The organism is Catellatospora sp. NPDC049133 (assembly GCF_040648455.1).
In the GTDB taxonomy this organism is placed as follows: Bacteria; Actinomycetota; Actinomycetes; order Mycobacteriales; family Micromonosporaceae; genus Catellatospora; species Catellatospora aurea.
Genome location: NZ_JBEZDT010000051.1, coordinates 15375 through 32364 on the forward strand (window position 1 = coordinate 15375; position 16990 = coordinate 32364).

At 71.4% G+C, this 16990-nt stretch carries 20 protein-coding genes; 7 read left to right on the plus strand and 13 right to left on the minus strand.

Annotated elements, in window-relative coordinates:
• Positions 1 to 86 precede the first annotated feature (86 nt).
• The 4 genes from purL to AB0B35_RS38075 all read right to left on the minus strand — a co-directional run bounded on the left by purL (position 87) and on the right by AB0B35_RS38075 (position 4223).
• Entirely contained in the window at positions 87 to 2579 is a 2493-nt protein-coding gene (purL, locus tag AB0B35_RS38060; protein WP_361055560.1) for a phosphoribosylformylglycinamidine synthase subunit PurL, read from the minus strand.
• Complete coding sequence (gene purQ, locus AB0B35_RS38065; protein WP_360523043.1) at positions 2576 to 3262, minus strand: phosphoribosylformylglycinamidine synthase subunit PurQ; 687 nt, start codon at positions 3260 to 3262, stop codon at positions 2576 to 2578. Before purQ ends, purL begins: the two co-directional genes overlap by 4 nt.
• Positions 3259 to 3501 carry a phosphoribosylformylglycinamidine synthase subunit PurS gene (gene purS, locus AB0B35_RS38070; RefSeq protein WP_120317757.1) on the minus strand — a complete coding sequence of 81 codons (243 nt, stop codon included), beginning with the start codon at positions 3499 to 3501 and terminating at the stop codon, positions 3259 to 3261. Before purS ends, purQ begins: the two co-directional genes overlap by 4 nt.
• A gap of 119 nt (positions 3502 to 3620) precedes the next feature.
• Positions 3621 to 4223: a TMEM165/GDT1 family protein gene (locus tag AB0B35_RS38075; protein ID WP_361055563.1), complete on the minus strand. Its 603-nt coding sequence runs from the start codon at positions 4221 to 4223 to the stop codon at positions 3621 to 3623.
• Between the two features lie 63 nt (positions 4224 to 4286).
• On the opposite strand from AB0B35_RS38075, the gene AB0B35_RS38080 reads away from it, so the two are divergent.
• On the plus strand, positions 4287 to 4721 hold the full coding sequence (locus AB0B35_RS38080; protein ID WP_361055566.1) for a TM2 domain-containing protein: 435 nt from the start codon (positions 4287 to 4289) through the stop codon (positions 4719 to 4721).
• Between the two features lie 38 nt (positions 4722 to 4759).
• On the opposite strand, the gene purB is transcribed toward AB0B35_RS38080, so the two are convergent.
• Complete coding sequence (purB, locus tag AB0B35_RS38085) at positions 4760 to 6202, minus strand: adenylosuccinate lyase (protein ID WP_361055569.1); 1443 nt, start codon at positions 6200 to 6202, stop codon at positions 4760 to 4762.
• Between the two features lie 95 nt (positions 6203 to 6297).
• Between purB and AB0B35_RS38090 the strand changes: the two genes are divergently transcribed.
• Complete coding sequence (locus AB0B35_RS38090) at positions 6298 to 6513, plus strand: type II toxin-antitoxin system VapB family antitoxin (RefSeq protein ID WP_361055572.1); 216 nt, start codon at positions 6298 to 6300, stop codon at positions 6511 to 6513.
• Entirely contained in the window at positions 6510 to 6932 is a 423-nt protein-coding gene (locus tag AB0B35_RS38095) for a PIN domain nuclease (RefSeq protein WP_361055575.1), read from the plus strand. Before AB0B35_RS38090 ends, AB0B35_RS38095 begins: the two co-directional genes overlap by 4 nt.
• On the opposite strand, the gene AB0B35_RS38100 is transcribed toward AB0B35_RS38095, so the two are convergent.
• Both AB0B35_RS38100 and AB0B35_RS38105 read right to left on the minus strand, forming a co-directional pair.
• Positions 6933 to 7667 (minus strand): hypothetical protein, encoded by a 735-nt coding sequence (locus AB0B35_RS38100; protein WP_361055578.1) that lies wholly within the window; start codon positions 7665 to 7667, stop codon positions 6933 to 6935.
• Positions 7664 to 8161 (minus strand): SigE family RNA polymerase sigma factor, encoded by a 498-nt coding sequence (locus AB0B35_RS38105; protein ID WP_361055581.1) that lies wholly within the window; start codon positions 8159 to 8161, stop codon positions 7664 to 7666. Before AB0B35_RS38105 ends, AB0B35_RS38100 begins: the two co-directional genes overlap by 4 nt.
• Before the next feature lie 123 nt (positions 8162 to 8284).
• Here AB0B35_RS38105 and AB0B35_RS38110 point away from each other — a divergent pair, with 123 nt between their 5' ends.
• Positions 8285 to 9223 carry a DUF559 domain-containing protein gene (locus tag AB0B35_RS38110; protein WP_361055584.1) on the plus strand — a complete coding sequence of 313 codons (939 nt, stop codon included), beginning with the start codon at positions 8285 to 8287 and terminating at the stop codon, positions 9221 to 9223.
• Positions 9224 to 9342: 119 nt separating this feature from the next.
• On the opposite strand, the gene AB0B35_RS38115 is transcribed toward AB0B35_RS38110, so the two are convergent.
• Positions 9343 to 10605, minus strand: coding sequence for an acetyl-CoA C-acetyltransferase (locus AB0B35_RS38115; RefSeq protein WP_361055587.1), 1263 nt, complete (start codon positions 10603 to 10605; stop codon positions 9343 to 9345).
• A 46-nt stretch (positions 10606 to 10651) separates the two neighbouring features.
• Here AB0B35_RS38115 and AB0B35_RS38120 point away from each other — a divergent pair, with 46 nt between their 5' ends.
• Positions 10652 to 11953 carry a 3-oxoacyl-ACP reductase gene (locus tag AB0B35_RS38120; RefSeq protein WP_361055590.1) on the plus strand — a complete coding sequence of 434 codons (1302 nt, stop codon included), beginning with the start codon at positions 10652 to 10654 and terminating at the stop codon, positions 11951 to 11953.
• Positions 11953 to 12753, plus strand: coding sequence for a MaoC/PaaZ C-terminal domain-containing protein (locus AB0B35_RS38125; RefSeq protein ID WP_361055593.1), 801 nt, complete (start codon positions 11953 to 11955; stop codon positions 12751 to 12753). The genes AB0B35_RS38120 and AB0B35_RS38125 overlap by 1 nt, the downstream gene beginning before the upstream one ends.
• A 142-nt stretch (positions 12754 to 12895) precedes the next feature.
• On the opposite strand, the gene tadA is transcribed toward AB0B35_RS38125, so the two are convergent.
• The 5 genes from tadA to AB0B35_RS38150 form a co-directional block, all read right to left on the minus strand.
• Entirely contained in the window at positions 12896 to 13387 is a 492-nt protein-coding gene (gene tadA / locus AB0B35_RS38130) for a tRNA adenosine(34) deaminase TadA (RefSeq protein ID WP_361055659.1), read from the minus strand.
• Entirely contained in the window at positions 13351 to 13860 is a 510-nt protein-coding gene (locus AB0B35_RS38135) for a tRNA adenosine deaminase-associated protein (RefSeq protein ID WP_361055596.1), read from the minus strand. The genes tadA and AB0B35_RS38135 overlap by 37 nt, the downstream gene beginning before the upstream one ends.
• A 109-nt stretch (positions 13861 to 13969) precedes the next feature.
• Positions 13970 to 14179 carry a hypothetical protein gene (locus AB0B35_RS38140; RefSeq protein WP_361055599.1) on the minus strand — a complete coding sequence of 70 codons (210 nt, stop codon included), beginning with the start codon at positions 14177 to 14179 and terminating at the stop codon, positions 13970 to 13972.
• A 133-nt stretch (positions 14180 to 14312) separates the two neighbouring features.
• On the minus strand, positions 14313 to 14621 hold the full coding sequence (locus AB0B35_RS38145; RefSeq protein ID WP_361055602.1) for a hypothetical protein: 309 nt from the start codon (positions 14619 to 14621) through the stop codon (positions 14313 to 14315).
• 61 nt (positions 14622 to 14682) lie between these two features.
• Positions 14683 to 15678 carry a prephenate dehydrogenase/arogenate dehydrogenase family protein gene (locus tag AB0B35_RS38150; protein ID WP_360523079.1) on the minus strand — a complete coding sequence of 332 codons (996 nt, stop codon included), beginning with the start codon at positions 15676 to 15678 and terminating at the stop codon, positions 14683 to 14685.
• A gap of 92 nt (positions 15679 to 15770) precedes the next feature.
• On the opposite strand from AB0B35_RS38150, the gene AB0B35_RS38155 reads away from it, so the two are divergent.
• Positions 15771 to 16928 (plus strand): hypothetical protein, encoded by a 1158-nt coding sequence (locus AB0B35_RS38155; RefSeq protein WP_361055605.1) that lies wholly within the window; start codon positions 15771 to 15773, stop codon positions 16926 to 16928.
• Positions 16929 to 16990 lie beyond the last annotated feature (62 nt).

The window sequence follows — 16990 nt, forward strand, 5'->3', positions numbered from 1 at the left end:
GCCCAGGGGAGGGGCACGGAAACGAATCGGGTGCCGTTTCCGCTGCGGACAGCGGAAACGGCACCCGGGTCAGAAGGTGCGGAGAATCAGCCCTCGGTGCGGCGGCCCTCGTCGTCGGCCTGCGCCACCTCGCCGGGCTGCTCGGCCCGCTCACCCTCGGCGAGCAGCGCCGCCGGAGCCTCGACCACCACGGTCTCGGTGACCTCGACGCCCGCCGGGGTCTCCAGCACGGTCAGCGTCTCGACCACGGTCACGGCCTCAACCGCCTGCGCCACGGCCGCGCCCGGCTCGTTCGAGCCGAACAGTCGCGGCAGCGTGCCGGTGAAGGCCTCCCGCAGCTCGGCCTGCGACACCGTGAACCGGCCCGCCTCGCCGTGGCCGATGACCGTCAGGTCCGCGCCCTCGTCGTCGACCTGGCCCAGGATCGTCGCCGGCAGCTCGTGCTCGGCCAGCAGCGTCTCGAAAGCCTGGCGGTGGCCCACCGGCACGGAGATCAGCACCCGGCCCGCCGACTCGCTGAACAGCGACACGAACGGCTCGATGTCCACCGGCAGGGTCACCGTCGCGCCCATGCCCTTGCGCAGCACCGATTCGACCAGCGCCTGGCCGAGGCCGCCGTCGGACAGGTCGTGCGCCGAGCGGACCAGGCCGGTCTCGGCGGCCTTCTGCATGAAGCCGGCGATGGCCTGCTCCCGCGCGAAGTCGACCTTCGGCGGGCGGCCGCCGAGGTGCCGGTGCGCGACCCAGGCCCACTCGGAGCCGGACAGCTCCAGGCTGGTCTCGCCGAGCAGCACCAGCACGTCCCCGGTGTGGCTGAAGCCCATCGGGATGCGCTGCGCGGTGTTCTCCAGCACGCCGAGCACACCCACGACCGGGGTCGGATGGATCGCCACCGCACCGGTCTGGTTGTAGAAGCTGACGTTGCCGCCGGTCACCGGGATGCCCAGCTCCTGGCAGCCGTCGGCGATGCCGCGCACGGCCTCGGCGAACTGCCACATGACCGCCGGGTCCTCGGGCGAGCCGAAGTTGAGGCAGTCGGTGACGGCGACCGGTTCGGCGCCGGTGACGGCCACGTTGCGGTACGCCTCGGCCAGGGCCAGCTTCGCGCCCTCGTACGGGTCGAGGCGGGCGAAGCGCGAGTTGCAGTCCAGCGACAGCGCGACGCCGAGGCCGGTCTCCTCGTCGAGGCGGACGATGCCGGAGTCCTCCGGCTGCGCCAGCACGGTGTTGCCCAGCACATAGCGGTCGTACTGCTCGGTCACCCAGCTGCGGTCCGAAAGGTTCGGCGACGCGGCGAGCTTGAGCAGCGTGTCCTTGAGCTGGAAGTCGTGGTGCGGGCGGGGCAGCGTCTCCGCGCGGTCGGCCTGCAGCAGGATCAGGTCCGCGGGCTCACGCAGCGGCCGGGCGTACACCGGGCCGTCGTCGGCGAGGCTGCCCGGGGGCACGTCCACCACGGTCTCGCCGTGGAAGGTGATCCGGACCCGGCCGGTGTCGGTCACGGTGCCGATCGGCGTGGCGATGACGCCCCACAGCTGGGCGATGCCGAGCACCGCGTCCAGCTTGGCCGGCTCCACGATGAAGAGCATGCGCTCCTGCGACTCGCTGGCCAGGATCTCGTGCGGCTCCATCGAGGCCTCACGCAGGTGGACCTTCTCCAGCTGGATGTCCATGCCGGTGCCCGCCGAGGCGGCGGTCTCGGTGAGCGCGCAGGTCAGACCCGCGCCGCCGAGGTCCTGCACGCCGACGATCAGCTTCGACGCGTACAGCTCCAGGCACGACTCGATGAGCAGCTTCTCGGTGAACGGGTCGCCCACCTGCACGCTCGGCCGGCGCTGCTGCGACTCGTCGTCGAAGGTCGCGCTGGCCAGCACCGACACGCCGCCGATGCCGTCGCGGCCGGTCTTCGCGCCCATCAGCACCACGATGTTGCCGGGGCCGTCGGCCTCCTTGCGCTGCAGGCCGTCGACCGGCAGCACGCCCAGGCTGAGCGCGTTGACCAGCGGGTTGCCCTGGTAGCACTCGTCGAAGAAGACCTCGCCGCCGACGTTGGGCAGGCCCAGGCAGTTGCCGTAGCCGCCGACGCCCGCGACGACGCCCGGCAGCACCCGCTGGGTGTCGGGGTGGTCGGCCGCGCCGAAGCGCAGCGAGTCCATCACCAGGATCGGGCGGGCGCCCATGGCGAGGATGTCGCGCACGATGCCGCCGACGCCGGTCGCCGCGCCCTGGTAGGGCTCGACGAACGACGGGTGGTTGTGCGACTCGACCTTGAAGGTGACCGCGATCTTCTCGTTGATCTGGATGACACCGGCGTTCTCGCCCATGCCGGCCAGCATGCGGTCCGACGGCGGGGCCTTCTCGCCGAACTGGCGCAGGTGCACCTTGCTCGACTTGTACGAGCAGTGCTCGCTCCACATGATCGAGTACATGGCCAGCTCGGACTGGGTCGGCCGGCGGCCCAGGATCTGCTTGATCCGCTGATACTCGTCGTCCTTGAGGCCGAGCTCCAGGTAGGGCTGCAGCTCCTCAGGGGTGGACTCGGCGTTCTTCACCGTGTCCACGGTCATCGACTCCAGGTTCATGCTGCCGCCTTAGCGTCGGCCAGGTGCTTGAGCACCGACGAGAAGAATCCGAGGCCGTCCAGCGACGGGCCGGTCAGCGCCTCGACCGCGTGCTCCGGGTGGGGCATGATGCCCAGCACGTTGCCGGCCTCGTTGCGGATCGCCGCGATGTCGCGGGTCGAGCCGTTCGGGTTGCCGCGGATGTAGCGCGCGACGATCTGGCCGTTGGCCTCCAGCTCGTCCAGCGTGCGCCGGTCGGCGACGTAGCAGCCCTCGCCGTTCTTCACCGGGATCAGGATCTCCTGCCCCTCGGTGAAGTGGTTGGTCCACGCCGTCGAGGAGTTCTCCATGCGCAGCCACTGGTCGCGGTTGCGGAAGTGCAGGTGCTGGTTGCGGGTCAGCGCGCCGGGCAGCAGGTGGGCCTCGCAGAGGATCTGGAAGCCGTTGCAGATGCCCATGACCGGCATGCCCCCGCGGGCGGCGTCGGCGATCGTCTCCATCACCGGCGCGAACCGGGCGATCGCGCCGCAGCGCAGGTAGTCACCGTAGGAGAAGCCGCCCGGGAGCACCACGGCGTCGACGCCGTGCAGGTCCGGGTCGGCGTGCCAGAGCCGTACGACCTCGGCTCCGGAGATGCGCGCGGCACGGGCCGCGTCCCCGTCGTCCAGCGAACCGGGGAAGGTCACCACACCGATCTTGCTCATGCTGCTTCGACTACCCGGATCTCGTAGTCCTCGATGACCGGGTTGGCGAGGAGCTTGTCCGCGATCTCGCGAGCCCTCTCCAGGTCGGCATCTCCAGCGAAATCGATCTCCACACGACGACCGATACGCACTGAGGCGACGTCATTGACGCCCAGGCGGGGCAGCGCGTTCGCGACGGCCTGCCCCTGCGGGTCGAGGATCTCGGGCTTAAGCATGACGTCAACCACGACGCGAGCCACGGGGAAACTCCTGACTTTTTTCTATGTCTGCCTGTCCGCCACGGGCATGCACAGATTACCGGTCGGCTGATTCGCCCCTTGTTCAGGGGAGCGCCAAATCCCCCAGGAGTTCACTGCTTTCACAGAGCTGAGAGCAAGGTCACGACCGCGAGGACCGCGCACACCCCCGCACCGACGTAACGGATGACCGATAGCTTCACCCGTTTCAACAGCCAGCGCCCGAGGAGCACGGCGAGTCCGGAAACCGTCGCCAGACCGAGCCATCCGCCCAGAAACGTCGGCAGCATCGGCCGCCCACTGGCCACCAGACCCGCCAGCAGCAGTTGCGACAGATCGCCCCATTCGGCGGTGAAGAGCACCGCGAAACTGGCCGCCGCGGCCCGCCAGCCCCGCTTCGGCTCGACGGCCTTGGCCTCGAACTCGGCCTCCTGCTCCTTCTCTTCCGCATCGGCCTTCTTCGCCCCCCGGGCCAGGATGAACGCCCCGGTGGCGAACAGCAGGGCGGCCACCAGCTGCACCGGCCGGGTGGGCAGCTTCGTCAGCAGCGCACCGAAGGCCACCGCGATCACGCACTGCACGCCGAACGCCGCGACCACCCCGAGCCAGGTGGGCAGCGGCCGGTAGCGGGTGCTGAGCACCAGCGTCGCGACGAACGTCTTGTCCGGCAGTTCGACCGGAACGATAGCGACGTACGCGACTAAAAGCGCCGTAAGGAACTCCACGGGTCGATCTTCTCAGCCGGATGGGGGGCCGCGTGACCAGGACGGACTCGATACGGTCAGCACATGACATATCCGCCCTCGGCTGACGACCCGTACCGCGCGGCCGACCCGTACGCGCTGCCCGCCGCCCCGCCGCCCGCGGCCCCCGTCTCCTGGGGCCCCAGTTCGGCCGTCCAGCCCTACAGCGGCGTGCCGGGCGGCTACGGCTACGGCCCGCCGGTGTCGGACAAGAGCAAAGTGGTGGCGGGCCTGCTGCAGATGCTGCCCGGCTTCCTGCTGGGCCTCGGCGGCATCGGACGGCTCTACGCCGGGCACACCACGCTCGGCATCCTGCAACTCGGCGCGACGCTGGTGGGCTGGGCGTCCTTCTGGTGCGGCATCTTCCTGATCCTGCCGCTGTTCATCTACGCCGCGATCTGGCTCTGGTTCGTCATCGACGGGATCATCCTGATGGCCGGCAACCCCGTCGACGGCCAGGGCCGCCCGCTGCGTTCCTGACGGCAGCGCCCGCAGGCCACGGGCGCTGCCGCCGGAGGTCAGAGAATGGCGCCCGGGGTGTACGCCGCCGCGGCCGGGTGCTGGGCCGCGATCTTCTCGACCTGCGCGACGATCGCGGCGACCTGGGCCGATGCCGCGCCCACGAACGCGGAGCGGTCCGCCACCAGCGCGTCGATCTCGGCCCGGGACAGGCCGAGCCGCGTGTCGGCGGCCAGCCGGTCGAACAGGTCGTTGTCGGCCTGGCCCCGCTCGCGCATGGCCAGCGCCACGGCGACCGCGTGCTCCTTGATCGCCTCGTGCGCGGTCTCCCGGCCGACGCCCTTCTTCACAGCACCGACCAGCACCTTCGTGGTGGCCAGGAAGGGCAGGTAGCGGTCCAGCTCGCGGTTGATGACGGCCGGGTACGCGCCGAACTCGTCGAGCACGGTGAGGAACGTCTGGAACAGGCCGTCCAGCGCGAAGAAGGCGTCCGGCAGGGCCACCCGGCGCACCACCGAGCAGGACACGTCGCCCTCGTTCCACTGGTCGCCGGCCAGCTCGCCGGCCATGCTCGCGTACCCGCGCACGATCACGGCCAGGCCGTTGACCCGCTCGCTGGAGCGCGTGTTCATCTTGTGCGGCATCGCCGACGAGCCGACCTGGCCGGGCTTGAAGCCCTCGGTGGCCAGCTCCTGGCCGACCATCAGCCGGATCGTGGTGGCCAGGCTCGACGGCGCGGACGCCGCCTGGGCCAGCGCGGTGAGCACGTCGAAGTCCAGCGAGCGCGGGTACACCTGGCCGACGCTGTCCAGCACCCGCTGGAAGCCGAGGTGCCCGGCGACCCGGCGCTCCAGCTCGGCGACCTTCGCGGCGTCGCCGTCGAACAGGTCGAGCTGGTCGGCCGAGGTGCCGACCGGGCCCTTGATGCCGCGCAGGGGGTAGCGGGCGATCAGCTCGTCGAGGCGCTCGTACGCGATGAGCATCTCCTGCGCGGCGCTGGCGAAACGTTTGCCCAGCGTGGTGGCCTGGGCCGGGACGTTGTGCGAGCGGCCCGCCATGATCAGGTTGTCGTACTCGGCGGCGCGGGCAGCCATCCGGGTCAGCGCGGCGACGATCCGGTCCCGGATCAGCAGCAGCGAGTCGCGGATCTGCAGCTGCTCGACGTTCTCGGTGAGGTCGCGCGAGGTCATGCCCTTGTGGATCTGCTCGTGCCCGGCCAGCGCGCTGAACTCCTCGATGCGCGCCTTCACGTCGTGCCGGGTCACCCGCTCGCGCTGCGCGATCGAGTCCAGGTCGACGGTGTCCAGCACCCGCTCGTACGCCTCGATGACGCCGTCCGGAAGTGCGATGCCCAGGTCGCGCTGCGCGCGGAGCACCGCGAGCCAGAGCCGCCGCTCGGCGCGGACCTTCTCCTCGGGTGACCACAGCGTCACCAGTTCAGCGGAGGCGTAGCGGGTGGCCAGGACATTCGGAACGTGCGGGCGCTTTGTCACGTGCCTCATTCTCGCACGCAGCGATCGCCGTCCCTGGCGAGGCCGTGCGGGCGCGGATATACTCGGGATCCAAAGCGTATATACGCGGATGCGAGGGGGAGCCGATGGCGAAGATGCTGATCGACATCGACGAGGAACTGCTCGCCGAGGCGGCCGAGGTCTTCGGCACCAAGACCAAGAAGGACACCGTCAACACGGCCCTGCGGGAGTCGGCCGCCAGGCTACGCCGCGCCCGCGCCCTGGACGAGCTGCGGCAACTGGGCGACACCGGATATTTCGATGAACTCTTGGACAAGAACAACTATCGGCCGAAGCCGTGACCGTCGACTACCTGATCGACACCAGTGCCCTGGTGCGGCTGCTTCGACCCGGTTCGGCGGCCCTCGGTTGGGATCAGCAGATCGAACAGGGACTGGTCGGGGTCTGCCCGATCACGGAACTCGAACTTCTCTTTGCCGCCAGGTCGCTGGTCGACCGGAAGAAGATCGTCGCACTCCTGCACGACGCCTACCCCTGGGTGCCGATGCCTGATGACGTCTACCGCCGGGCAGCACAGGTGCAGGATCTGCTGACGCAGAAGGGTCAGCACCGCAGTGCGGGGCCGATCGATCTGCTGGTGGCGGCGGCTGCGGAGCTGAACGGGCTGACCGTGCTGCACTACGACGGGGACTTCGACGTGATCAAGCGAGCCACCGGGCAACCCGCCCAGTGGCTCGCTCCGCCCGGCACCATCCGCTGACTAGGCGATGACCTTCGCGGCGACAGCCTGCGCGATCGCCTGGAGCTGATCCGCCGTCAGCGGAGGCTCCGACTGCACCGGTCCGGTCGGGATCGGGTCGCCGTACAGGTTGCTCGCGTGGACCCGCAGCGTCCGGCCGTCCGCGAGGCGCACCGACACCCTCGTCACGACCTGCAACAGCTCACCCTCGATCATCCGGCGCTCAGTCTCGACCGGCCTCGCGGACGGGCCGACCCCGACGGGAGACACCTGCAGATGCAGGTGGCCCAGGCGCTGCCCGACGGACAGGTCGCCGCCGCCGGAGAAGAGGGTCTGCGCGACGTCTGTGCTCCCGTTCTTGGCCCTGAACAGCACGATCGCCCCGTCGGTCGACATCCAGACCCGGTTCGGGACGACCGCCAGCACCGCCTTGTCGAACTCGTCGGCGAGCCGAGCCGCGGTGGCCTGGGCCTCCTCCGGCGTGCCGTAGACCAGGCGAAAGCCGGGCACCGGAACCGGGTCACCGGAACCGGGCGCGGCGGTGGCCGGCACCGCCACCGGAGCTGCCGGGCCGCCGGTCAGGGCTCCCGAGCCCAGCGCCACGGCACCCACCGCCAGCAGGGCGAGGGCACCCGTGGACACTCCCGCCAGCCGCCTCGACACTGCACCGCGCCGCTCCCGGCGAATGATCCGGTCTACGTCGACGCCGGGTGCCGGCACCTCACCGATGACGTCGTCGAACAGCTGCTGTGTCATGACATACCCCCCATCGGGACGGCCTGGCGGCGCAGCGCCTCCAGGCCTCGTGCGGACTGGCTCTTGACGGTGCCGACCGAGATGCCCAGCACCTCGGCGGTCTGCTCGACCGAGTAGTCGAGGTAGTAGCGCAGCACGACCACGGCGCGCTGGCCCGGCCCAAGCGAGCCCAGCAGCGCGTTCAGGCTGTCGCGGTCCAGGAAGCCGTGCGGTTCGTGCATCGCCCGTTCCGGCAGCTCAGACGTAACCCGTTCGCGCCGCCACGGGCGGGCGGTCTCGTCGAGCCAGGCGCGGGTCAGCACGCGCTGGGCGTACGCGTCGGGATTGTCGGCGGCCCTGACCTTGCGCCAGTGCCGGTAGAGCTTGCCGACGGTGACCGACACCAGGTCGTCCGCCGTGTGCCAGTCCCGGCTGAGCAGGTACGCGGTGCGCCGCCAGCGGTCCATCCGCTCCGCGACGAACACCCGGAACCGTTCCTCTTCGGACTTCGTCATCCCTCACCTCCACCCGCCCGACCGGCCCCACACGGTACGAGGTTGCACCTTGGTCGGGATTCCAGGCGATCGGTTGTCGCAGTCGCGACCACCTCCCGCACAGATCCTGACCAGGCTGCTGTCATGGAGGAATTGGAGTGGACGCTGTTCGCCCAGAGCAACGTGCTCACCTGGGCGCAGGCGAGTGCGCTGCTGACACCGGGCAAGGTACGGCATCGGGTGCGATCCGGGCGCTGGACGACAGTCTGCCGAGGCGTCCTGGTCGCTGGAACCGGGCCGTACACCGTCGACCAGCAGCGCTGGATCGCCGTGCTGGCAGCGGGACCGGGCGCACGGCTCGCCGGGCTTGCCTCGGCGCAAGCAGGCGGACTACGGGGACGGTTCCGTGACGACCGCATCGACGTGACGGTTCCCCCTGGGCGACACCCAGAAGGGCTCTACCGGCGGTTACCCCTCGACATGCCCGCAGTGCGGGTGCGCCGCCCCGCCCACCTGCCGGAGCAGGACTGCCAGCTGGCCCGGCCGCCGCGCACCGCCATGGCCCGATCGGTCGTGGACGCGGCCTCCTGGGCGCGCTTTCCCGACATCGCGCAGTCGATCGTCGCCGCGGCATGCCAGCAGCGTCTGGTGACACCCGATGAGTTGCTCGAAGTGCTCGGGCGGGTGCCTCGCGCGCCACGGCGGGCATTGATCGGTGCGACCGTGCGAGACGCGGCGGGCGGCGCGGGCGCACTGTCTGAGATCGACTTCATACGGCTGTGCCGACGGCATCGGCTGCCGATGCCCGACTTGCAGGACCGGCGCGTGGATGCGAGCGGGAGAGTGCGTTACCGCGACGCCTACTGGCGCGCATATCGTCTGCATGTCGAAGTTGACGGCGCGCATCACATGGAGGCGGCTCACTGGGAGGCCGACATGCGACGGCAGAACGACATCTGGACCAGCGGTGACCGCATCCTTCGCTTCTCCGCCCACCAGGTCCGCACCCGCCCCGCCGAGATCGCCGCCACCCTCCGTACCGCTCTCACCGCCGCCGGCTGGCCCGAGAGCCGCAAATCTTGACGCTTTATCGCAGCCATGACAACGACAACCAGTCAAGATCGCGAGACAGCCACTGCGCGGGTGTGGATGTTGGCGGTTTGTGGCCGCTATTGCGGCCACAAACCGTCAAGATCTGTGGGTCAGCGTTCGAGGACGGCTACGACGCCTTGGCCGCCGGCGGCGCAGATGGAGATGAGGGCGCGGCCGCGGCCCTTCTGGGCGAGGAGTTTGGCGGCGGTGGCGACGATGCGGCCCCCGGTCGCGGCGAAGGGATGGCCGGCGGCGAGCGAGGAGCCGTTGACGTTCAGCTTCGACCGGTCGATGCCGCCCAGGCCGTTGGACTCCCAGGCGGCCAGGGTGGCGAGCACCTGCGAGGCGAACGCCTCGTGGATCTCGTAGAAGTCGAAGTCCTGGAGCTTCAGGTCGAGCCGGGACAGCAACTGGGGCACGGCGTACACGGGGGCCATGAGCAGGCCTTCGGGCTCCGGGTCGCCGTGCACGAAGTCGACGGCGGCGGTCTGCGCGGTGACGAAGTGCGCCAGCACGGGCAGCTTGCGCTCGGCGGCCCACTCGTCGGTGCCGAGCAGCACGACGGCGGCCCCGTCGGTGAGCGGGGTGGAGTTGCCCGCGGTCATGGTGGGGTTCTTGCCGCGCAGGCCGTAGACGGGCTTGAGCGCGCCGAGCTTCTCCAGGGAGGTGTCGGGGCGCAGGTTCTGGTCGCGGGTGAGGCCGAGGTACGGCGTGACGAGGTCGTCGAAGAAGCCTGCGTCGTACGCGGCGGCCAGTTTGCGGTGCGAGTCCAGCGCGAGCTCGTCCTGGTCGGCGCGGCTGACGCCCCAGCGCTCGGCGGTGATCGCGGCATGCTCGCCCATGGACAGGCCGGTGCGCGGCTCGGCGTTGCGAGGCAGCTCGGGCTTGAACGGCTGCAGCGGGCGCAGCGCCATCGCGGCCTTGATCCGCTCACCCGTCGTCTTCGCGTTGTTGAGGCGCAGCAGGATGCGGCGGAACTGCTCGTTGAGGGCGAGCGGGGCGTCGGAGGTGGTGTCGACGCCGCCGCCGATGCCGGACTCCAGCTGGCCGAGCGCGATCTTGTTGGCGATGTAGTTGATCGCCTGGAGGCCGGTGCCGCAGGCCTGCTGCAGGTCGACGGCGGCGGTGGCCGGGTCGAGGCCGGTGCCGAGCACGGCCTCGCGGGTGAGGTTGAAGTCGCGGGAGTGCTTGAGCACCGCGCCCGCGGCCACCTCGCCGAGGCGCTGCCCGGCCAGGCCGTGGCGGGCGATGAGGCCGTCCAGGGCAGCGGTGAGCATGTCCTGGTTGGAGGCTCGGGCGTAGCGGCTGTTGGAGCGGGCGAACGGGATGCGGTTGCCGCCGATGACGGCCACCTTGCGCACTCTGTCAGTCACAACAGCCTCCTGGTGTCAGACCTTACTCGCGAGTAAGGTCTACCGCATGAGCGACCGTTACACAAGTTTCGCAAGGTCCGGGCCGGGGCGGGCGATAGTCAAGCGGCTCGGGCTGCCCGATCCGCCGCGGCTGCCGCGCTACCGGTCGGGCGACGCGCTCATCCCCGGGCCGGTGCTGGTCGGACCGTCGGACGGTCCGCGCTACGAGGAGCTGGCCAAGCTGCTCGGCTCGAACGAGCAGGGCGAGAAGCACCACGCGCTGGTCTTCGACGCCACCGGCATCAGCACGCCGGCCGGGCTGCGGGCGCTCTACGACTTCTTCCACCCGGTGGCGCGCTCGCTGACCCCGGCCGGACGCGTCATCGTGCTGGGCCTGCCGCTGAGCAGCGCCGCCGACCCCGGCCAGGCCGCGGCCCAGCAGGCGCTGGACGGCTTCGTCCGCAGCGTCGGCAAGGAGTTCGGCCGGGGCACCACGGCCCAGCTGGTGCGGGTGCACCCCGAGGCGGACACCGCGGCGCTGCGCTCGACGCTCGAGTTCCTGATCTCGACGAAGTCGGCGTACGTCAGCGGGCAGACGATCACCGTGGACGCCACTCCGGCAGCCGAGGGCAAGGACCTGACCGGCAAGGTCGCGCTGGTGACGGGGGCCGCGCGGGGCATCGGCGCGGCGATGGCCCGAGTGCTGGCGCGGGACGGGGCGCACGTGATCTGCCTGGACGTGCCGTCTGCCGGGGACGATCTGGCGAAGGTCGCCAACGAGGTGCGCGGTGAGGCGTACCAGCTGGATCTGACCGGGGCCGACGCCGCGCAGCGGCTCGTCGAGCACGTGCGGGACCGGCACGGCCGGCTCGACGTGCTGGTGCACAACGCCGGCATCACCCGCGACAAGACGCTGGCCAACATGGACCAGACCCGCTGGGACAGCGTGCTCAAGGTCAACCTGATCGCCCCGGCGCACGTCACCGAGGCGCTGCTCGACGCGGGCCTGATCCCGGCGGGCGGCCGCATCGTCGGCGTGGCCTCGATCGCGGGTGTGGCGGGCAACCGCGGGCAGACCAACTACGCCGCCAGCAAGGCCGGCGTGATCGGCTGGGTACGCGCGCTCGCGCCGGTGCTCGCCGCGCAGGGTGTCACCGTGAACGCGGTCGCGCCCGGCTTCATCGAGACGGCGATGACCGCGAAGATGCCCGTGCTCATCCGCGAGGTGGGGCGGCGCATGAACAGCCTGTCGCAGGGCGGCCTGCCGGTCGACGTCGCCGAGACGGTGGCCTGGTTCGCCGCGCCCGGCTCGGCCGCCGTGACCGGCAACGTGGTGCGGGTCTGCGGCCAGTCGCTGCTGGGGGCCTGATGCCGAGCATGCTGCGCGCCGCGCTGTCCGTGGTGCCGTTCCCCCGGCCGAGCACGCTGCCCGAGGACACGCTGACCGCCACGGTCACCGTCGACCCCGAGCACCTGGCCCGCTACCAGCGGGTCTGCGGGTTCCGGCTGAGCGACCGGCTGCCGGTCACGTACCCGCACGTGCTCGGCTTCGGGCTGCAGCTCGACCTGATGACCCGGCGCGACTTCCCGTTCCCGGTGGTCGGCGGGGTGCACGTGGCCAACCGGATCGAGCAGCACCGCCGGCTAACCGCGGGCGACGTGCTCGAACTCGCGGTCCATGCGCAGGACCTGCGGGATCACCCGCGCGGACGGCAATACGACGTGATCACCACGGCGGCGGTCGGCGGCGAGGTGGTGTGGCGGGACGTGTCCACCTACCTGCGCAAGGGCCCGTCGGAGACGCCGAAGGGCGAGCGCCCGGCCCGCGAACCGGCCCCGGCGACCCCGCCGCATGCGACGTGGCGGGTACCGACCTCGACGGGCACCGCGTACGCCGAAGCGTCCGGCGACCACAACCCGATCCACACCTCGTGGGTGGGTGCGCGGCTGTTCGGCTTCCCCAAGCCCATCGCGCATGGCATGTGGAGCAAGGCCCGCTGCCTGGCCGCCCTGGAGGGACGCCTGCCCGAGGCGTACACCGTGGACGTCTCCTTCAAGCTCCCGATCCTGCTCCCGGCCACGGTCGGCTTCACCTACACCGGCCGCGACTTCACCCTCCGCGACGCCCGCACCGCCAGACCCCACCTGGCCGGCACGATCACCACCTGACCCACCCGCCCCGGCGCGGCTCGCAGGCGCGCCGCGGCCCGCAGTTTCAGGGAAACTGCTGTTATCACCGGCTCGATTCGTGCAGTTTCCGCGAAACTGCACGCGGCGCGCGGACGCGCGGCGCGGAGCGCGGGGGTGGTGGTCAGGGGCGGGTGAAGAAGGTGCGGAGGAGGGTCGCGGATTCGTCGGCCAGGACGCCGGAGTAGACCTCGGGGCGGTGGTTGAGGCGGCGGTCGCGGAGCACGTCCCACAGTGAGCCGGCCGCGCCGGTCTTCGGCTCCCACGCGCCGAAGACCACCGTGGCGATCCGGGCCAGCACGATCGCGCCCGCGCACATGGTGCACGGCTCCAGGGTCACCACGATGGTGCAGCCCTCCAGCCGCCACTCGCCCCGCCGGGCCGCGGCGGCGCGCAGGGCGAGGATCTCGGCGTGCGCGGTCGGGTCGTGGGCGGCCTCCCGCTCGTTGCGGCCGATCGCCAGCTCCGTGCCGTCAGGGGCGTACACGACCGCGCCGACCGGCACGTCCGCGCTGTCGTCGCAGCCCGCCGCGACGTCGAGGGCGCGGCGCATCCACTGCTCGTGCCGCGGCCGGGATCTCAAGACTCGCGCAGCTCCTCGACCTCGTCGCCGCAGCCGATCGCCTGGCACACCTCGGCGGTCACGTCGGCGGGCAGCAACCCGTCGGTGGCGCAGAGGGCCAGCAGCTTGTGCGCGGAGACGCCGAGGTCGGCGAGCAGGTCGGCGTCGCCCACCGGGTCGGCGGTGGGGTCGGCGGCCGGGCGGTCCTCGTCGTCGTCGGCCGCCTCGACCTCCTCGATCTCCACGACCGGGGCCTCGACGTCGCTGAGCAGCAGCTTGCCGAGGCGGGACTCGTCGGCGAAGGCCGAGTCGGAGCCGAAGATCCGCAGGTCCTCACCTTCGTCGAGGCGCATGACGACCAGGTAGGCGTCGTCGGACTCGACGAACATCAAGGAGACGTCGGCAGCCGGGTCGGCGTCGCGGAGCAGGTCGGCGACCTCGTCCACGTCTGCCGCGTCATGCAGGTCGAGTTCGCTGGCGGCCCAGCCGGACCGGCCCCGGACCACCGCGGCGGCGAAGTACGACACGGTCCCCCCAAATGGTGTCGATATGGGCTACGGGCGAGCCACAGGTCACCCGCGATACGGCCATCCGGCGGGTGTCCCCGAGTGATGACCCTGATCTGACAACGACCAGTCAGCCCGCCAGTCGCCGACGCAACGCGATCAGCTCGCGGAGTTTGTCAGCCGCGACGGCTCTGCCGGCCCCCCGGACGGCACGCACGGTGCTGGCGGCGCTGTGCACGGCGGGCAGCTGGCGCTCGCGGCCGGTGCCTGTCGACAGCTCGGCGAGCAGCTGCAGGCGCCGGCGACAACGGTCCGGGTCTGGCTGCTGCGGCGTCCACATACAGCCGAGAGTGCCGCGCGGGTGTGACCTCCGTCAAGTCCGGTAACGCGGTTGTTTGGCGACGCTCCGTGACTGCTGCTCCTCAGCACGGTACCGGTGCCGAGGTTGTTTCTCGGGTTTAACACAAGGTCACTCACAGTGGCCAGGCTCCTCGGCGGATCCACTCGGCGACTACGGAGAGTGCCGCCGCGGTCCAGGCGACACCGGTGGCCGCGGCAACGCCCGCGGCGACCCCGCGATCGCCGTACCGGCTGAGGGCCAGCGCGGCCGCCCACGCGAGCAGACCCGCAGCGAGGGTCCAGGCGACGTAGCCGCCCAGAGTCGCCCCGAACATGCCGAACGACAGCAGCCACACCCCCGCCGCCAGCGCCCCGGCGACGACCGCCCAGGGGCGCACCGAATGGGGTTCGCGCAGCGTGGGACGCGTCCGTGCCTGGGTCATACCCGCTCCTCGCCGCACCTGTCGACGCAACGACCGGCAGCCTGCCACCCGATCCGCCCGCTCACGCCCCTTCAACCGGCAGGAACGCCGTCACGGTACGGCGGTCCGCGGCGACCTCGCTGATCCAGCCTCCGGCGCGGCCCAGCCGCAGCAGCGTCTCCACCCGGACCGGGACCTGTTCGGGGCGGCCCGGCGCGGGCGGCCAGGCCCGCCGGGCGGCGTGCCCGTCCTGCGCCCAGTCCCGCACTGCGCGCAGCGGGTCGCGTCCCTCCAGGGCTTTGGCCGCGTCGTCCAGGCGGTCCTGCACGTCGGCGAGCGCGGCCAGCACCGCCGCGGCGTTGCCCCCGCACATCGCGGCCACCAGCTCCGGCCGGCTGCCCGCGACCCGGGTGCCGTCCCGGAACGAGCCCGCGGCCAGGGTCAGCGCGAGCGGGTCGGTGGCGGCCGTCGCGGCCAGGGCCAGTGCCAGCAGGTGCGGCACGTGGCTGATCGCGGCGACCGCGCGGTCGTGCTCGGCGCTCGTGGCCGGCACCACCCGAGCGCCCAGCGAGGTGACCAGACCGGCCACGGTGAGCCAGTCGTCCAGACCGGTCTGCTCGTCCAGGCACAGCACCCAGGCACAGCCGGTGAACAGGGCCGGATCGGCGGAGGCGAAGCCGGACACGGACTTGCCCGCCATCGGGTGCCCGCCGACGAACCCGGCGAGCGGGTTGGCCGCGCGGCGCAGCCGGGCCGCGACCGCCTCCCGCACCGGCCCCTTCACCGAGGTCACATCCGTGATCAGGCCGTGGTAGCCGCTGGCGACCAGCGCGTCGAGCACGTCGTCCAGGGCGGGCAGCGGCACCGCCAGCACCACCAGCCCCGCGTCGGCCGCGGCGTCGCGGATCGTCGCGGTGATCTGCCAGCGCTGCGCCGCGGGCACCCGGGCCGCCGCGCTGCGGGCGGTGGCCCGGGTCTCCGGGTCCGCGTCGAAGCCGAGCACACGATGCCCGGCGGCGGACAGGGCGCGCATGAGTGATCCGCCGATGAGCCCGAGTCCGATCACCGCGATGTTCACACGCGCAGCCTGCCACACCGCGCGCGTGGGAGCGTCGGCCCGGTGGGTGCCTCGTTGGGCATGACGTGCTGAAATGTTCTGCATTGCGCAATATGACGGTGGCCGCCGCATTGGGCGTGCTGGTCTCACCGCTGGCCTTCACGGCCGTCCTCGCCGCCCCGGTCAACCCGATCCCGGCTCCCTCGGTCACCTTCAACGGGGAGGTGCTCGCCACCACGTACTGGGGCAACACCATCTACGTCGGCGGCGACTTCACCTCGGCCACCAGCAACGGCAAGTCGGTCGGCAGGTCGCGGCTGGCGGCCGTCGACGCGCGCACCGGGGCGCTGCTGCCGTGGAACCCCGGCGCGGACGCCCGGGTCACCGCGCTGACCGCCGACTCCGGGGGTGTCTACGCCGCCGGGTCGTTCCACAAGGTCAACGGCGTCAGCCGGGACAACCTGGCGAAGATCAGCTCGTCGGGCGCGGTGGAGAGCACCTTCAAGCACTCGATCTCGGGTACGCCGTACGCCATCGCCGTCGGGCACGGCCGGGTCTACCTGGGCGGCTCCATCACCAGCGTGGACGGGCAGGAGCGCACCCGGGCCGCCGCGTTCGACGCGAGCTCCGGCGCGCTGGACCCGAACTGGCGGCCGCACGTCAACGACATCGTGCGCGCCCTGCTCGTCTCCTCCGACCGGGTCTACCTCGGCGGGCGCTTCAACGCGGTGAACTGGCTCAAGGGCACCGGCAAGGTGGCCGCGGTCGACCCGGCGCGGGGCGACGTCGACCTGGGCTTCTGGTCGCATGTCACGGCGATGGTGCACGACCTGGCGCTGGACGGCGGCACGCTGTATGCCGGGATCGACGGCGGCGGCGGCCGGGCCACCGCGATGGACCTGGCCGGCAACGCGAAGTGGACCATCACCACGGACGGCGACGTACAGGCGGTCGCGGTCCTCGACGGCACCGTCTACCTCGGCGGGCACTTCGACAACGTGTGCAAGAGCGCCAACGTCGGCCACAAGGGCGTCTGCCTCGACGGCTCGAACCGCCGGGTCAAGCTGGCCGCGGTGACCCTGTCCGGCGAGCTGCTGCCGTGGACCGCGAACGGCAACGGCTCGGTGGGGGTGAACACCCTCAGCGCGAACCGCGACCTGGGGCAGCTCGTCGCGGCAGGGGCGTACACCGCGATCAACGGCAACCAGCAGCGTCGTTTCGCCCTGTTCAACCTGGTCAGCCGCCCAGGCTTCCTGGACACCGGCTGGTGATCCGGACCGGGTCATGACGAAGGGCTCCCACCGTGTGGTGGGAGCCCTTCGTCGTGTGTGCG

Bases quoted from the DNA above. Each gene is read 5' to 3' on its own strand.
- purL (WP_361055560.1), bottom strand. From the start codon at position 2,579: ATGAACCTGGAGTCGATGACCGTGGACACGGTGAAGAACGCCGAGTCC.
- purQ (WP_360523043.1), bottom strand. From the start codon at position 3,262: ATGAGCAAGATCGGTGTGGTGACCTTCCCCGGTTCGCTGGACGACGGG.
- AB0B35_RS38080 (WP_361055566.1), top strand. From the start codon at position 4,287: ATGACATATCCGCCCTCGGCTGACGACCCGTACCGCGCGGCCGACCCG.
- purB (WP_361055569.1), bottom strand. From the start codon at position 6,202: ATGAGGCACGTGACAAAGCGCCCGCACGTTCCGAATGTCCTGGCCACC.
- AB0B35_RS38090 (WP_361055572.1), top strand. From the start codon at position 6,298: ATGGCGAAGATGCTGATCGACATCGACGAGGAACTGCTCGCCGAGGCG.
- AB0B35_RS38100 (WP_361055578.1), bottom strand. From the start codon at position 7,667: ATGACACAGCAGCTGTTCGACGACGTCATCGGTGAGGTGCCGGCACCC.
- AB0B35_RS38105 (WP_361055581.1), bottom strand. From the start codon at position 8,161: ATGACGAAGTCCGAAGAGGAACGGTTCCGGGTGTTCGTCGCGGAGCGG.
- AB0B35_RS38110 (WP_361055584.1), top strand. From the start codon at position 8,285: ATGGAGGAATTGGAGTGGACGCTGTTCGCCCAGAGCAACGTGCTCACC.
- AB0B35_RS38120 (WP_361055590.1), top strand. From the start codon at position 10,652: ATGAGCGACCGTTACACAAGTTTCGCAAGGTCCGGGCCGGGGCGGGCG.
- AB0B35_RS38125 (WP_361055593.1), top strand. From the start codon at position 11,953: ATGCCGAGCATGCTGCGCGCCGCGCTGTCCGTGGTGCCGTTCCCCCGG.
- AB0B35_RS38140 (WP_361055599.1), bottom strand. From the start codon at position 14,179: ATGTGGACGCCGCAGCAGCCAGACCCGGACCGTTGTCGCCGGCGCCTG.
- AB0B35_RS38145 (WP_361055602.1), bottom strand. From the start codon at position 14,621: ATGACCCAGGCACGGACGCGTCCCACGCTGCGCGAACCCCATTCGGTG.
- AB0B35_RS38155 (WP_361055605.1), top strand. From the start codon at position 15,771: ATGACGGTGGCCGCCGCATTGGGCGTGCTGGTCTCACCGCTGGCCTTC.